Below are 14,587 nucleotides of genomic sequence, written 5' to 3' on the forward strand. Positions count from 1 at the left end.
GTACGGCTGATCACTTTTTCAGCGTGCCCCATAACAACTTTTACCCAAGTTACTGTAGAGCTTGATGACCTGTCTTGACGGGCCAAGTCGTTGGGTCTGCACAATTGCTTGAGCAAATGGACTCGCTCTAATCGTATGTGGAGCGATTATGAGTATTTCACCTTATCAGTACCAGCTATTAAACCAGTCTTTTACGACGCTGAAACCCAATTTTCATTGCTTCTGTGTCAGCTTTTATAACAAACTAAAACAGCATCGGGTTACAATGGCTTTGCCCGAGTCAGAGCGGCATATGCTGTCGCTTGAGTATCGGTTAAATGACTTTATGCAACAATGCCTAGTTCACTTACCCAGGCAACAAGAATTAACTCGCTTTTTGCGCCAACAAAGTATTTTGATAGCTGCACTTGCCCCCTCGGTAAACGACATCACGACCTTCTGCAATAGTTTACTGGAAGTTCTCAAACTCCATTTAGGCGCACAATTTACGCTGGCCGTGCGCAATGCATGGAAACGGGCACTCCACGTGTTTGCCAACATCATCAAATCAGAGCTCTTTGGCATTTCAAATGTCGTCGAGCTGGCACATTATCGCAATCAGGCCAGAGCTCGTTTACGTCCCTAGCATCAGGCTAAACAGCAATAATGACAACCGCCTGGTAAGGCAGTAAACTGAGGTCAATTGGATTGATTTTGGATACTTATATGAAGCGTTTTTTAATTTTCGGTATCGGCTTAGTTACACTGTCTGGCTGTGATTTTCTTGGTGACTCTAAGGCTAAGATCGAACAGCAATACCTGGCAAATAATCAGGAGTTGGAGCAGGTCATTGAAGATATCCGCGCACATGGTCTGGCAGCAATGAGCCAGTCAGCCGAAGCGGGGACGCTGGCAAGCTGTGTCGCTAAGCAACTGAATAGCGATCCTATGGGCGCCATGATTGAAGTTGAAGGCGCACTTCAGGACAGTGCCAACCTGGCCGATTTAATGGATACCATCACTGGCCTGGCCGATCAGGAGCTCTCTATGGAAAGTTTGCCAAGCTTACTGCAAGCTGGCGCAGACACCATGTCTTACCTGAAAACGCTGCTGGCAAACTATGAGCTGAGTGAATTACAACAACAAGTAGAAACGCTACTTGAGCAAGGTCAGAATAAAAGTGAGGATATAGGCACGCATCTAAGAAATTTAGTCGAACAGTGCCAATAAAACAGATAACTGCAGGCTAGCTTCGGCTAGCCTGCCACATTGCGAGGCTTAAAACAAACGCTGCCAGCGACGCTTCTTGTTGCGTACTTTATGAACCCAATTAACATTTATGGTGGTTACAGCCAATACGTCACGCTTGGTTTTAGAAATTAACTCGTAACTGACACTTTCCGCAGAGCCAAACGCCAGCATGTATTCAAAATGGCTCACATTAGCCCAACACTGCAAAATCTTCTTTGAGTTGCTGTCTCTAATGCAATAGTCACCGACTTGCGGTGCAGAGATTGAAAATGTCACATCAGTGTAGCAAGTTCTTCCTTTATGTAGCGCAACACACTTGTTTGGTGCGGCTTGTAATATCCCTTTCCTATCGTCTGGTGTCGCAGCTTGCGCGGTTGAAGCCATACACAGCACACCGATAGTCATAGCTGAAGCGAGTCTAAAATACATATTTCACTCCAGTAAACAGTACTCTGGCGTGATTCGATTCCAGCAGCGGGCTATCTTTAGCTTCACTGGAGCCAACCAAAAATGACATACCTGCACTAAACTCCCAGTCCTCAGCAATCGGATAACTTAGCTGAGCCTGAACAAAGGCTGATGCCCCACTTCCCGGCTCATAAGGTGTCAGGTAATCGTTCTGCTCAGCCTCTGTCACACCATAGAAGTAGTTATTGAAATTACTGGAGTAATAGTTTGCGCCAAAGTTGAGCCATAAATCCCAGTTACGCAGTTCGAAATTACGTGTCGCTTCAAGATGGAACACCCAGCCATTAGTATCGCCAAATACATCATAAACCAGTTCAGCCACGGCCAAATACTCACCCACAGAGCGATAATAGGCCATGCCAAGTGATTGATCAGGATCCCTGTCCCTGATCCCTTTCAACTCTTTAACGACCGGGTCTTTGGTGTCAAAGTACCCCGTCTCTGTGAAAGCCAGCTGATAGCTGCCATAGATGATATCCAGCCCCCACTCGTCTTTCTGAATCAACTGGTACCCAATGTCAGAGCCACCAAAAAAGTCTCCAGAGTAAGTAACCAGATAAAAGTTCTTATATTGTAGTTTTATGTCAGCTCGCAAGGTAGGTGGTGCCGGAGAGTTATCTGCGCCAACCAACTTAGGGAGTACCATATCAGCATAGAAAGCACCGATACTCAGTTGCCACTCTAGTCCATTGTCTTCAAGAAAATCTTCATCAGGCTCACCTGAATGGTCATCGGCAAAAGCCTGATGTGACAAGCAAAACAGCACAGCAGAAAGTAACTTTATAATTTTCATCGTTATTGTGGCTTTTATATGTGCCTAAATTCAGTCCCCATCATACCTGAGCTCTACCTGTACAACAAGACAGCGACAACAAGATTTTATTTAACCTAAAATTAATAAAAATGTAACCATAACACACTTTAATTGCCGTTGCTCGAATAGAGCTTACATTCTAACTATGGAATAACACTACAATGAGAAAACTATTATTACTCTCTGCCCTGACACTGACCGCCAATGGCGTGCAGGCATTTAGTCAGGAAACACACAAGCGCATCGTTATCGATGCAGTTAACTACATGGCGCAAAACCCTTCAACAACACAATTCGCTAAGCTTCAGGCCTACGCTCAATCACACGGTATGAGCGTGACTCAGCTTGCCGAAGTAATGGGACAAGCTGCCTATGATGTTGATGACTTTGAAGATACCTTCTTCTGTGGTGCCATTACCGGTGACTGTGTACAGGCACCTCTATGGGGCGCTGCAAAAAGTATTGTCAAATACACCAGTTACTGGCACTTCCAAAATCATACTCAAGGTGCTGATGTCCATGGTAACGATTTTGGTGGATATAATTATGACAAACTTACGGTTTGGGGCACTATCGACAATATGGCAGCCACCTGGCTAAAAGGCGATTACCTGGATGATGGCAAAGGCGGTGAAACGGGCTGGTTCAGTGCGGACGACAGCGAATATGACAGCTATGGAATCACCGAAAAGAACTATCGTATAGGCAGCCACTCATCCTATAGCATGTATGATGACTTTGAAGAAATGCCATTCCAGCCTATCGATAACCTTGGCCAGTACTGGTACCAAAGCTACCTGCAAAATGGTAATCCACAGATCCTAGGTTTTGTATTTCATACCACAGATCTGTTGCAACCCCATCATACCTGGACCACCTCTGACCTTAACCATGCAGGTTGGGAATCCTGGGTGAAAGACTACTATGACCAGGAAAACCTCAATAATCTGAGCTTAGTAAAACAAGCTATGGATAGCTTTTCTGCACCTGACGCGAACAATCAAGATATTCGGCCGCTACTTACGCAAGGCGGTGCTTATTCCTATTCGCAAGGTGGGATCGTGCTGAACTCAGAGGATCACTATGATCGAGTAACAACTGCACGCCAGGTTATCCCTCATGCAATTGCCATGGTCGTGCATATGCTGAACCATGCGATGGTAGCGCGTTAATGTATTACCTTGTATTACTTCTGGCAGGCTGTTTAAGTCTGCCATGTTGGGCATCACTGACTCAACTTACTAAACCTGAACTGGCTCTGATGCAGTCTCTGTATCAGCAGCAAGACCGTCCGCTTTCAAGCGCGAAGCTTAACAAGCACTTGCTCGAAAACCAGTTTCTTTTGGCAACCGCACGCCAGCTTAATCCCGAACTTCTGGTACGACAGTCCAGCGTTGGATTTGATAACGACTACCATATCCGCCGCCTGATGGTTACCTTGCTCACACACCAATTCCCGGCATTGAAATCTATTCCCAAAAAGCAGACAACAGTGTCATTTGATACAGCAGCGTTATCTGACCTACTCGGCACCTATCCAGCCGATGGTCACTATCAAACGGAGCAACTTACACACTGGGCAAATATCACCTTGCTTGACGTGCCCAGAGTCACGCTAAGCCAGCTCATTTCCAGCCAGTCTATGCAAAATCGCTTTCGTCTTCATCAAGGAGATACTGAGTTGCTCACCCGTCTGCTGAATGAGCGCGCCCATTATGCGGAGCTGACAGACGCTGCAGCACCTTTGCTGGCAACACAAGGGTTAACGCTTACGCGCCTGGAAACGCTGGCAAAGGGAGAGCTTTTGCGTCCACCTATGCTGGCGTTCATGGGGATCAAAGCACAGCTGCATGGAGAACGTAGCGCCTATCTAGAGCAGATCAGAGCCAATATATCTGCAACTGACATTCAGCGATATTACAAACGCCACCGCGATGACTTCAAATATCGGCATCAACTTTCAGCGCTGGCTGTACGCTTTGACAGTCAGGATGAGGCAAAACAATTTTATAAACAGGCGCAACGCAAAAGCCCATTAGCGGCTTTGAAGGCTGCCAAACGTCACAATGAATTTGCCACCGATGACGCTGCTGTTTTGACGGCTATAACCCGAGAACATACGCACCGTTGGCTTGCCCAATTGGCTTTTAGCAGTCAGCCTGGCAAGGTGACCACGCCGGTACGCACACCAACAGGGCGCTGGGCAGTTGTTTACACTGAGCAACCTCAATATGCCTACTACCCAGAAGACAGTGAAACCGTACGCTATCAGGCACTGGAGTCTCTCACCACAGAACATGCCATTGCCGCCTACCAAAATAAGTTTAAGCAATGGCAGCAACAACACGGAGTAAAACTTTAATGCGTCAGACACAGGCTGTTGCGCTTGTCTTGATCCTGGGGGGGCTGGGCTACGCATTTTGGGCTCTGTACTCACTGCCCCCTTTGCAGCTCAGTCACGAACAGGCAACCCCCCCTCCTTCGCAAACAAACCCTTTGGCCCCTGTCAAAAAGACCATAGATATTACATTGCCAGCTATCAGTGCCGAGCCTGCCCCTGTCAACATTGCCGCCGATAATGTGCCGCCTGTTTCTGCGTTGCCCGAGGTAAGTGATAACGAGCCCTATGTTCCGCCTATATCTCCCAGCTCCCCTACGCCAGCTTACCACGGTGATCTGGCCGATCATCAGGCTTATCTGGCACATCAATCTGCACAGGTTGTACAAATGAAGCAGGACTATATTGCCGCTGTTGATAAAAAGGTAGCGCGACTGGAGGCGTTACTCACAAAAGGAGTGAGACACCAGTTGCCACCTGAGCAATTGCAAGAAGCGCGTGATAAAATACGCGGATTAAGGGCAATGCAGGCACAATTGCGCCGTGAGTTGGCGCAATAGCAACGAACTGATTGTGTCTTTAAGCGACAAAGTAATCGTGCAAAATAGCCGTGTAGATCTCTTCAATGGCGTAGAGATCTGCCACCGACACATGTTCATTGACCTGGTGAATAGAATCATTCTTTACACCACATTCGATGACCTGCGTGTCAGTCGACGCAAAAAAGCGTCCATCAGATGTGCCACCCGCAGTACTCAGTGCCGGAAACTGACCGCGTACACGTAAAATAGCCTGCTCAACCACGTTGAGAAAACACGCTGACTCACGACTGCCCGTGTAATAGGATTCGCAAGGACGTTCCCATTGCACACTGACATTGTCATGCCAGGGGGCCAGTGCCTGCGCAACGACCTGATAAATCTCCTGACTCTTATAGGCATGGCTGTAACGCACATTGAATGTGATCTCACAGCTAGCCGGCACCAGGTTATCAACTATATCCGGCACCGTCAGGCCGGTTACCTGCAAACTGGTTTGCGAGCCACGCACATCTTTCCACCAGCTAATATTTGCCAGTTCATTTACCAACTCGCCAGCGATATGTGCCGCATTGATGGTCTGCTCCGGATAGGCTACATGTCCAGCCTTACCGCGGATCTGTACCCGCCCTGAGATAGCACCACGACGCCCATTCTTAATGGTATCGCCCACTTGCTGATGTGAGGTTGGCTCTCCAACGAGGCAAGCGTCCAGTACTATGCCTTTGTGTGCCAGATATTCAGCCATCACTTTTGAGCCATACTCTGCTTCTCCCTCTTCATCTGAGGTGATCAACCAAAATAGTGTGCCCCGACACTGCTGAGCCTGCTGGCACAAGCGCTCGGTTGCACTCAACATGGCTGCAACTCCCCCTTTCATGTCAGCAGCCCCACGTCCGTATATCACGTCCTCTATCACAGCCGCTGCAAATGGGTGCGCCACCCAGCCCTGAGGATTTGCAGGAACTACGTCAACATGCCCCGCAAAGGCCATCACAGGGCCCGGACCAAATTCACGCCAGGCAATCAAGTTACGTACTCCATTACAATCGAGGTGCTCACATTCAAAGCCCTGATGGTTCAAACGCTCTGCGAGGTAGTCAATTGTACCTGCATCATTAGGTGTCACTGATGGCGCATTGATCAGACGTCGCAAGGTTTGGACTGTATTGGGATTGGGTTTCGCTGAAGGCTTTATTGCGTGGGAAGACATAACATACATTTCCTGTATTTTGATCTTAAGCACCTTGAACAGATGTTCAGTCATTCACTGACGGGTCGCTGCGTACCCTATGGTGACTCGTTTAACTTCGATTACATCGCCTGAGCGTGACCAGTTCATGTCGTCTGTAAGGCAGTTTTGTGACAAAACGCATTGCTAAGCACTCAATAAAGCCCAATGAGCTCGCCATAAATTGGTCAATTTCGATAACGAGTTGTCAATTGCCCTGTGTGTGCTAGAACTAACTATGTGAGGGTTAGAATTGATAATCTAACCTTAGTTTAGCGAACTCCCCCTTTCGTTATGATTGCTGCGAGATAAGGAACTAGTGATGCAGGATGTCAGTTTTTTGGTCGTCGACGACTGCCAGCTGGTTAGAAATTTAGTGCGCTCCACCTTAGTCAACCGGCTCGGTGCCGAAAATGTTTACACCGCAGAAGATGGCAAAGAAGCGCTCGAATTACTCGATGCCCGGCATATCGATATCATTATTGCAGACTGGCAAATGCCCAACCTGGATGGTGAAGAGCTACTTAAGCGGGTCAGAAAGTCAAAGAAACACAGTAAAACCCCCTTCATTATGATGAGTTCACTGAGTGACAGAGAGCATGTTGTATGCGCTATCCAAAATGGGGTATCGCAATATATGATGAAGCCCTTTACTGCTGATAAACTCGAAGAAGCCGTTCATAAATCCTGGAACACCATCAGTCGGCGCGGAGCCATCCGATTATCCGGACTGCCAGAGCACAGCGTTCGGATCCGCACTGGCAGCCGAACCTTATCCGGCCATGTGAAAAACATCAGTCAATCCGGCATGTTATTACAATCGCCTTATAGTCGAGAAATGCACTTGTTTAGTACCTACGAGCTGGAGCTGGATGTCTTTGATCTGGATGGCGGTAACTTACTAATTGCGCCGTTATACGCGATGCCTGTGCGCATTGTTGCAGTGGAAGGGTTTGTCGACACAAAAATATGCCAACTGGCCTTACGTTTCAATCGTGACATGCTTAATGACGCCACCAAAAGCCACCTCAATGAACTATTAAAACACCTGGGGGGATGTGACACAGAACTGATCCAGGATAATTAAATAACAACTTGCCCTACCACCATTTACCTAATGGCAATGTTCGGATACAATAAAGGAACATTATTATAATTTCAAAGGAAGAATTTATTATGAAAAAAACTCTTATTGCGCTTGCCACATTTTTGTCCTCTAGCACATTCGCTGCCACAACGGCACCTACAGTACCAAAAAACCTACACATTTATAGCATGACTTCAGGTGCAACCTATGTAGATTTGGTAGCTACTGGTTGTTCTGGTTCTCGTTATCTGCTTGAAGGCAACCATCCAAAATATGATGCGATTTTCTCGTTACTCATGGCCGCTCAGCTGTCCGACAGAAAAGTACAAGTGATCTTTGATAAGTGTGTTAACAGTCCAAATAATCAAGGGCGTATTACTGGCGCATACCTGAAATAATCTTCAATCGTATCTGAAGGGGCATTTATTGCCCCCTCATGCAAACATCTACTCTTAAATTTCGCACCTTTCAATCACAAAGACAGTAGCTGTTCAACCACTCTTTCACTCTCTTTCAGTACAAACGGTTTAAAAAGCTTGGTCCAGATTTTAGAAATGTGCTTGTCATTCACCTCGATACCATAAAGTATTCAGATCAGACACAACACGCAAGTTCAGATTGAATGACTGTTTTTTGCACATAGCCTCCCGTTTTGGCTGGCAAAACTTAATCTAAATCAAATTTTCAATTTTTTCTGAAAATTCGCAATTTGAATATTGATCTAGAACAGCTTTTGAAAAGCCTCATCGCCCTATGATAGCTGCAACAAAAAGATTTACCTTGCACAGGTTCAGGAGATGAAAATGAAAAAACTTACTGCAGCTATCCTATCTACACTTATGTTAACTGCACCACTGGCTCAGGCTCAGTTCAGTGTGAATGTAGGTGCGATTAACGTTAATCCAAGTGACACAGGCTCAGCGCTCAACGAAATCAAAACAGCGGGTCTGGTAGCGGACTCAGATACACAATTGGGTATTACATTTGACTATCAGTACAATGACAATATTGTCTTTGAACTGATTGCAGCCACACCTTTTTCTCATACCGTTGAAGGTGAAGGTTATATTCCAGGCAATCCTAGTACACAATTAGGCGGCGTAGAAATTGCATCTGTGAAGCACTTACCACCAACATTATTGGCGCAATACCACTTCTTTGGTGCCAACGACAAGTTCCGCCCATTTATCGGTGCTGGTCTGAACTACACCGTATTCTTTGACGAAGAAGCCAGTGCTGCACTTAAAGGTGTATTGGGCACAGACGATGTTAAAGTAGATCTGGACAGCTCGTTTGGCGTAGCCCTGCAAGTTGGTTTCAACTACGACCTGAATGAAAAGTGGGGCCTACACGGTATGGTTTCTAAGATGGACATCAATACCGATGCAACCGTTTACGCAGATGGTAAGCAAGCACTAACTTCCGATGTTGAGCTTGACCCGATTGTTGCAATGTTTGGTGTGAAGTACAAGTTTTAACAGTTTAAGGTGCCCACAGTGTGTGGGCACTCCACAGAGTTACTTTCTCAATCCCCAGGGGCCACTACACTGGCCCTTTATGCTACCTTAGTGTTACGTGCTTTCTTTTGCTCCAGCATGGCTTTCCAGTGCACTATTTCTTCTGGTAAGACAGGTGTTTCACCGTCAAATCCAGCAACTTCCAGCATTTCTTCCACGCTTATCACGCCCTGGCGACTTTTAAATACGCCCCTGACATAAGCAATGGCGTGCAATCCCCGCTCCGAGTGAAACCTTTGCTCTATATAAAAATACTTGTGATCCCAACCGACTAACTTAGTAGATACCGTAAACTCTTGTAATGGCTTGATATCACGAATGTAAGTAATGGCTGTTGCATTTACAATCGGGAACCAGCGACGTTTCATTATGGCTGCAAACAATCCCACGCGTTCGGTCATCCAGGTACGCGCCAGATCCATCATGGCCAGATAACGGGAATTCGTCAGGTGTAAATTGATATCACAGTCACTGGGCAAAGCTCTGAAATTAATATCAATGACATCGAGCAAGGGTTGAGTCGCTTTATTCCGACGGATCCGCCAGAACAACCATAGTAGGCGAAAATACAAATTCATTTTGTTGGTCCAACCAGTTGACATAAAACCCGAGTCTAGCATAGCCGGGCTTCAGAACAAGTAAGAATTCCCCCCTCTTATGAGTGTACAACTTGCGAAAAAAGCATTTGTGCATTAACTTTTATGCAAGACTTATAAGAGTGTAACTTTATGAAATATATAACCAAGCTTGCGTATTTATTGATCTTTCTTAGTGCTGGCCATGCCTGGGCTGACTTTGATTTTCCCGGTACAGGGCAACTGACCTACCCTACCGGTATAGAGAAAGAATTCAGCTTTGGTTTCGGCTGGCAAAGTGGTGCACAAAAGTTTCGCATTGGTGATCGTAGCTATGATATGGCTCAGCTACCAGAATCGTATTCCATTGCTATCACATTGAGTAAAGACGATTCTAAAGTCTGGATCCAGGAGTTTAACCCGGGTTTTATTGAAGGGTTCAGCTGGCAGCTTGGTGATCATAAACTTGAGCTCGTCAAAAAGCAGTTTAAAAGTCCTGTGAAAGGAGACTATGTGCTGCGCCTGAATGACATAGATTACTTCCTGGTTCGCAACAACCTCAGCGTTACCATTAAGTTTACCGAACAAGGCATTGATAATATAAAATTGGACGGCGTAACCAAAAACATGGGGACTAAGCAATAAAAAGCATGCTGCTCTCAACACGCTAAATCCAACAAAAAATGGGGATGATAGTATCCCCACCTGCTATACCTTGACGGTTTTACGGTTAATCCCGTACTCCCTCAGCTTGTTTGCTACTGCGGTGTGGCTCAATCCAAGACGCTTTGCAAGCTGGCGCGAGCTGGGATAAGCCGGATATAACTTTCTTAATAAGGTCGCTTCAAACCGTTTAACCGCCTGTTCCAGCGTCCCTTCAAAATCAGACTCCAGATAACCCAAATCATGGGTAAAGGTTGGTAGCTGCAAGTGCTCAATGCGTAATTCGTTGTCGTCCAGCATAGAAACAGCCCGGTATATGGCGTTTTCAAGCTGTCTAACGTTCCCCGGCCAGGGGTATTGTTCGAGGAATTGCAAACATTCCTCATCCAGAGCCGGTGTCGCATGGCCACTTTGCTGCGCATACTTCTGAATAAAGTGCTCTGCAAGCGATTTGATATCAGCTTTACGATCTCGTAGCGGTGCAATCTCCAGTGTCAGCACATTGATGCGATAATAGAGATCTTCACGGAAACTGCCTTCCTGAACCATAGCGGGCAAGTCTTTTTGTGTCGCCGCAATGATACGCACGTTAACCTTAACTTCATTTTCATCGCCGACTTTGCGGAATGTACCATCTTGCAAGAAGCGTAGTAATTTGGTTTGCAACTGAGTTGACATTTCCCCGACTTCATCGAGGAACACAGTTCCCCCGTCTGCCTGCTCTAAAACGCCACGTTTCGGTGCACTATTTTCCTCATAACCGGCATAACCAAATAACTCAGATTCTGCGACATCATCAGGCAGTGAAGCACACGACAATGCAATGAAAGGTTTCAATGAACGATTAGAAGCATAATGGCAGGCCCGGGCCAGTAACTCTTTACCTGTACCGGTTTCGCCGGTAATTAATATCGGCGCTTCGAGTTGAGCCATTTTACGGGCTTCACGCACGACGCGGCGCATAGCGGTACTTTGGCTATGGATAGCCGCAAAGCTCTCCTGACCATAACGACGAAATGCACTGACCTGCTGGCCAAGCCGACTTTGTGACTTAATATTAATAACAGCGCCGGCGAGCACATCGCCCTCGGGGCCCTGCGGTACAGAAATAGGCAAGATATCGGCAATAAAGTCTTCCCCCCCGACCTCTACTCGCGTTGTCTGGCCAAGCACGTCTTTGCCTTCCAGCCAGCGAGTGAAGTTAAACCCTTTCAACAGGTTATTAATATTTGCGCCGATAATATCAGGTTCAGGTTGATTCAAATCACGACAAGCGGCATCGTTGCAATGACGCACCCACCCCTTTGCGTCAATGGAAATCACCCCATCGGGAAGCGCACTTAATAAGGTGTTAAGCTCATTATGCTCACGCTCAGAAGGCAGAAAAGCGGTTGTTCTGACATCCTCTACCCCATCTATCAGTCGAATCTCAGGCATGATTTTCTGAAACTGTTCAAATTCAATGGGGGGGAAACTCACATACATTCTGCAATTAACGGAATCAACTTCTATTCCTTTTAAGTCTACCCGGTACTTAACCAGGATATTCAAAATTTCCTGCGCAATACCGATCCGATCGGCACAGTGAATTTCTAAACGCATTTGTTCCTCAAAACGGTTTTCTACCTTTTGCCGGGATCATACTCTAAGAATAGACCCCAGACTAGCAAAACGTAAACAATTTTGGACAGAGATTTTGATTAGAACAACTATAATAAAAATAATCTCTTACTCCTATAAAGTAAGCAGTAAAATGCAGGCTTTAAAGGCCGTAATATTAATAGTTAACGATTGCAGTAAGGTTAACAATCAATTTATAATACTAAAGACCTAGTTATTAAGCCGTACAGGTTAAGGGGCCACCTTGAATATTTACAAATTACTTCCATTTGTTCCAGTCATATACCTGCTGAGCGCTTGTTCGGTGGAAGACCCGTACGAGACAGGCCCAACACAAGCACAACAACAAGAGCAACAAAAGCAACAGGAACAACAAGCGCAGCCTCGAGGTTTAAACCTCGCACTGCAGGGGGCGAACGACGCGGTGCTGGCGGATGTCACCGTACAACTCTCAGGTAAACAGTACCGCACTGACGAACAAGGCCAACTGACTCTGACTGAGCTTGATGCTGGGATGGTGACATTGACCCTGACTAAGTCAGGGTATGAGCGGACCGTCATTACCGTTGACAGCCGTGACTATCAAGAAACCCCATTAGCCGTGCGTTTAAAGCAGGTCAGTGCCACCAGCAGTGAGTTGATGTTTGGTGGGGACACTATGTTTGGTCGTCGCTATATGGATCCCTCTTTAACAACCATGGGCAATCTGGTACCCGACGTAGAAGACGCCATTATTCGTCCTTCCAATGCCGCAAGCAGTGCCATTGCCTTAACGCAATTCGTGAAACCCATTATGGCGAGTGCCGATTTTGCGTCCGTGAATCTCGAATCTCCAGTACTGGCGACACCAACGACTGTGCACCCAAGTAAAGAATTTGCTTTTTTCTCATTGCCCGAAACGCTGCAGGGACTAACAGAAATTGGCATCGACTATGTTGCGCTGGGTAATAACCACGTATTTGATTATCAGCAGCGAGGGCTGGAAGATACCATACAATTCGTCGAGGAGGCCGGGTTCAGCCACAGTGGTGCCGGTAATGATGCCACTGAAGCCTATGCCCCCCGTCTGGTGGACGTAGGAAGCACCACATTGGGCCTGGTTTCAGCCACCTCAATCACTGGAGATGACCACCTTATTACTTACATCGCCACCGCCAATAAAGGGGGCGCTGCTGATCTGACCGACAGTACAACGCTCAGAGCCGCCGTCGAGCAAGCGAGAGACAACAGTGATTATGCCATTGTCCAGTTGCATGGGGGGGATGAATATTCTTATGCTCCAACTCGCTACATTGATAACCGATTTGAGTTTGTCAGCCGTCGTGATCCAGATCTCATGATCGCGCACCACCCGCATGTTGCGCAGGGCTTTGCTCTTTATAATGGTGTGCCCACATTACTTGGGTTAGGGAATTTTGTCTTTGAACAAAACCGCCACGAAACCTTGCTGGGGGTCGCCGTTTCCGTTCGTATCGACCCTACTCAGACACCGAAAACACAATCAGCCAAAGCCTATCCTGTCTATCTGGAAGATTATCAACCCAAACTGGTCGGTGGGTTTTTAAGTGATTACCTGATCCGCCGACTGGCTGAGTTCTCAGGCTCAGAGGTCGCGATTGTTCCAGGCCCAGGTTTTGGCGATGTCTATTTTCAGAACGCACCCAGCCCGCAAGAGGTCGAAACCGTGACTTTGACGCTCTCTGCTGGCGACCACATTATTGATTTTCGGGAATATGCACCAAGCAGTGCCTTTGTCAGTAAAATTAGCAGTACAGGTGCGCCTCAGATGACACTGGGCCGAGATTTAATGTGGTTTGGGGACTTTGAAGACTGGGACAATGACAACGACACCAATGAAGTGACGCGCTGGGAACATGAGAGCGATGACATCACCCCTTGCCTGACGGGCGCGATGCGAGGTTTACAGGGCATGTGTCTGTCACGCACCCAGTTTAACAATCGTCCCCTGCGTATGCCTTTTAAACAAACGCTGCGAACTATGCCCATTACACCTGCAGAATCAACGCTTGAAGCCTACCATGACATGAGCTTGTTTGGGTATGCAAAAGGCGACAATGCTGGCGCTGTCAGTGCCGAACTGACCATAGTCACCGCTGAAGACAACCTGGAGTTTTCCAGCGAAGAAGTCAACCTGATTGGATCGGGAAGCTATGATTGGCAGACTTTTCGGCATGATATTACTCTGCCAGATGACAGCCAAACTTTGGGGCCGGAGCTGCTGCCTGCTCGTGCAGTCAAACTGGCATTCAAACACGCACCGCCGAAAGAAGGCGAAGCAACCCTGATGCTGGATCAACTTGCATTGATCTCCTGGCAAAAACCTCTTAGTCTCAACAATGGGTTATGGCAAGCAGAAGGTATGCATGGGATGGATTTTCTCATGCTACAAACGAGCAGTGACATCACGGTGACACTGCATTTTTCTGCTTACAACTAATTAGCCATACTAATTCGGGGGGCGTGTGTCGCTCAAACAACAAGTTT

15 protein-coding genes are annotated in these 14,587 nt (G+C 46.9%); 10 read left to right on the top strand and 5 right to left on the bottom strand.

Annotation, left to right across the window (positions count from 1 at the left end; genetic code table 11):
- Positions 1–148 precede the first annotated feature (148 nt).
- Positions 149–625, top strand: a complete 477-nt coding sequence (locus MHN31_RS03560) for a globin (protein WP_125562454.1) — start codon at positions 149–151, stop codon at positions 623–625.
- An 80-nt stretch (positions 626–705) separates the two neighbouring features.
- Positions 706–1,209, top strand: a complete 504-nt coding sequence (locus tag MHN31_RS03565; protein ID WP_125562452.1) for a hypothetical protein — start codon at positions 706–708, stop codon at positions 1,207–1,209.
- Between the two features lie 48 nt (positions 1,210–1,257).
- On the opposite strand, the gene MHN31_RS03570 is transcribed toward MHN31_RS03565, so the two are convergent.
- Positions 1,258–1,659, bottom strand: coding sequence for a DUF3019 domain-containing protein (locus MHN31_RS03570; RefSeq protein WP_125562450.1), 402 nt, complete (start codon positions 1,657–1,659; stop codon positions 1,258–1,260).
- Positions 1,649–2,491: a MipA/OmpV family protein gene (locus tag MHN31_RS03575; RefSeq protein WP_125562448.1), complete on the bottom strand. Its 843-nt coding sequence runs from the start codon at positions 2,489–2,491 to the stop codon at positions 1,649–1,651. Before MHN31_RS03575 ends, MHN31_RS03570 begins: the two co-directional genes overlap by 11 nt.
- A 182-nt stretch (positions 2,492–2,673) precedes the next feature.
- On the opposite strand from MHN31_RS03575, the gene MHN31_RS03580 reads away from it, so the two are divergent.
- From MHN31_RS03580 to MHN31_RS03590, 3 genes are read left to right on the top strand one after another with little or no spacing between them, the layout of a single operon-like run.
- Complete coding sequence (locus MHN31_RS03580) at positions 2,674–3,684, top strand: phospholipase (protein ID WP_194867697.1); 1,011 nt, start codon at positions 2,674–2,676, stop codon at positions 3,682–3,684.
- Positions 3,684–4,874, top strand: a complete 1,191-nt coding sequence (locus tag MHN31_RS03585) for a peptidylprolyl isomerase (RefSeq protein ID WP_239443458.1) — start codon at positions 3,684–3,686, stop codon at positions 4,872–4,874. Before MHN31_RS03580 ends, MHN31_RS03585 begins: the two co-directional genes overlap by 1 nt.
- The gene (locus tag MHN31_RS03590; protein ID WP_239443459.1) at positions 4,874–5,410 is read left to right on the top strand and encodes a hypothetical protein; all 537 of its coding nucleotides are present in this window, start codon (positions 4,874–4,876) and stop codon (positions 5,408–5,410) included. Before MHN31_RS03585 ends, MHN31_RS03590 begins: the two co-directional genes overlap by 1 nt.
- A 19-nt stretch (positions 5,411–5,429) precedes the next feature.
- Here MHN31_RS03590 and dapE read toward each other — a convergent pair whose 3' ends face one another.
- Positions 5,430–6,602, bottom strand: coding sequence for a succinyl-diaminopimelate desuccinylase (gene dapE / locus MHN31_RS03595; protein ID WP_239443460.1), 1,173 nt, complete (start codon positions 6,600–6,602; stop codon positions 5,430–5,432).
- A gap of 340 nt (positions 6,603–6,942) precedes the next feature.
- Here dapE and MHN31_RS03600 point away from each other — a divergent pair, with 340 nt between their 5' ends.
- From MHN31_RS03600 to MHN31_RS03610, 3 genes are all read left to right on the top strand, one after another.
- A complete protein-coding gene (locus MHN31_RS03600) occupies positions 6,943–7,707 on the top strand; it encodes a response regulator (RefSeq protein ID WP_125562439.1) in 765 nt (254 codons plus the stop codon).
- Positions 7,708–7,796: 89 nt separating this feature from the next.
- On the top strand, positions 7,797–8,105 hold the full coding sequence (locus MHN31_RS03605; protein WP_125562437.1) for a hypothetical protein: 309 nt from the start codon (positions 7,797–7,799) through the stop codon (positions 8,103–8,105).
- Between the two features lie 405 nt (positions 8,106–8,510).
- Positions 8,511–9,185, top strand: coding sequence for an OmpW family outer membrane protein (locus MHN31_RS03610; protein ID WP_010385072.1), 675 nt, complete (start codon positions 8,511–8,513; stop codon positions 9,183–9,185).
- Between the two features lie 77 nt (positions 9,186–9,262).
- Here MHN31_RS03610 and MHN31_RS03615 read toward each other — a convergent pair whose 3' ends face one another.
- Positions 9,263–9,802, bottom strand: a complete 540-nt coding sequence (locus tag MHN31_RS03615) for a thioesterase family protein (RefSeq protein ID WP_138539356.1) — start codon at positions 9,800–9,802, stop codon at positions 9,263–9,265.
- A 150-nt stretch (positions 9,803–9,952) separates the two neighbouring features.
- On the opposite strand from MHN31_RS03615, the gene MHN31_RS03620 reads away from it, so the two are divergent.
- Entirely contained in the window at positions 9,953–10,444 is a 492-nt protein-coding gene (locus tag MHN31_RS03620; protein WP_194867693.1) for a hypothetical protein, read from the top strand.
- Between the two features lie 63 nt (positions 10,445–10,507).
- Here the strand turns inward: MHN31_RS03620 and tyrR are convergent, their stop codons facing one another.
- The gene (gene tyrR / locus MHN31_RS03625; protein ID WP_010385077.1) at positions 10,508–12,064 is read right to left on the bottom strand and encodes a transcriptional regulator TyrR; all 1,557 of its coding nucleotides are present in this window, start codon (positions 12,062–12,064) and stop codon (positions 10,508–10,510) included.
- A gap of 262 nt (positions 12,065–12,326) precedes the next feature.
- Between tyrR and MHN31_RS03630 the strand changes: the two genes are divergently transcribed.
- Complete coding sequence (locus MHN31_RS03630) at positions 12,327–14,540, top strand: CapA family protein (protein ID WP_239443461.1); 2,214 nt, start codon at positions 12,327–12,329, stop codon at positions 14,538–14,540.
- Positions 14,541–14,587: the final 47 nt, after the last annotated feature.

It is taken from the genome of Pseudoalteromonas sp. McH1-42, from assembly GCF_022347845.1.
Lineage (GTDB): Bacteria > Pseudomonadota > Gammaproteobacteria > Enterobacterales > Alteromonadaceae > Pseudoalteromonas > Pseudoalteromonas rubra_D.

What these genes read in the sequence shown, in the direction of transcription:
- MHN31_RS03560 (WP_125562454.1), top strand. Translation starts at nt 149, where the DNA reads ATGAGTATTTCACCTTATCAGTACCAGCTATTAAACCAGTCTTTTACG.
- MHN31_RS03565 (WP_125562452.1), top strand. Translation starts at nt 706, where the DNA reads ATGAAGCGTTTTTTAATTTTCGGTATCGGCTTAGTTACACTGTCTGGC.
- MHN31_RS03570 (WP_125562450.1), bottom strand. Translation starts at nt 1,659, where the DNA reads ATGTATTTTAGACTCGCTTCAGCTATGACTATCGGTGTGCTGTGTATG.
- MHN31_RS03575 (WP_125562448.1), bottom strand. Translation starts at nt 2,491, where the DNA reads ATGAAAATTATAAAGTTACTTTCTGCTGTGCTGTTTTGCTTGTCACAT.
- MHN31_RS03580 (WP_194867697.1), top strand. Translation starts at nt 2,674, where the DNA reads ATGAGAAAACTATTATTACTCTCTGCCCTGACACTGACCGCCAATGGC.
- MHN31_RS03585 (WP_239443458.1), top strand. Translation starts at nt 3,684, where the DNA reads ATGTATTACCTTGTATTACTTCTGGCAGGCTGTTTAAGTCTGCCATGT.
- MHN31_RS03590 (WP_239443459.1), top strand. Translation starts at nt 4,874, where the DNA reads ATGCGTCAGACACAGGCTGTTGCGCTTGTCTTGATCCTGGGGGGGCTG.
- dapE (WP_239443460.1), bottom strand. Translation starts at nt 6,602, where the DNA reads ATGTCTTCCCACGCAATAAAGCCTTCAGCGAAACCCAATCCCAATACA.
- MHN31_RS03600 (WP_125562439.1), top strand. Translation starts at nt 6,943, where the DNA reads ATGCAGGATGTCAGTTTTTTGGTCGTCGACGACTGCCAGCTGGTTAGA.
- MHN31_RS03605 (WP_125562437.1), top strand. Translation starts at nt 7,797, where the DNA reads ATGAAAAAAACTCTTATTGCGCTTGCCACATTTTTGTCCTCTAGCACA.
- MHN31_RS03610 (WP_010385072.1), top strand. Translation starts at nt 8,511, where the DNA reads ATGAAAAAACTTACTGCAGCTATCCTATCTACACTTATGTTAACTGCA.
- MHN31_RS03615 (WP_138539356.1), bottom strand. Translation starts at nt 9,802, where the DNA reads ATGAATTTGTATTTTCGCCTACTATGGTTGTTCTGGCGGATCCGTCGG.
- MHN31_RS03620 (WP_194867693.1), top strand. Translation starts at nt 9,953, where the DNA reads ATGAAATATATAACCAAGCTTGCGTATTTATTGATCTTTCTTAGTGCT.
- tyrR (WP_010385077.1), bottom strand. Translation starts at nt 12,064, where the DNA reads ATGCGTTTAGAAATTCACTGTGCCGATCGGATCGGTATTGCGCAGGAA.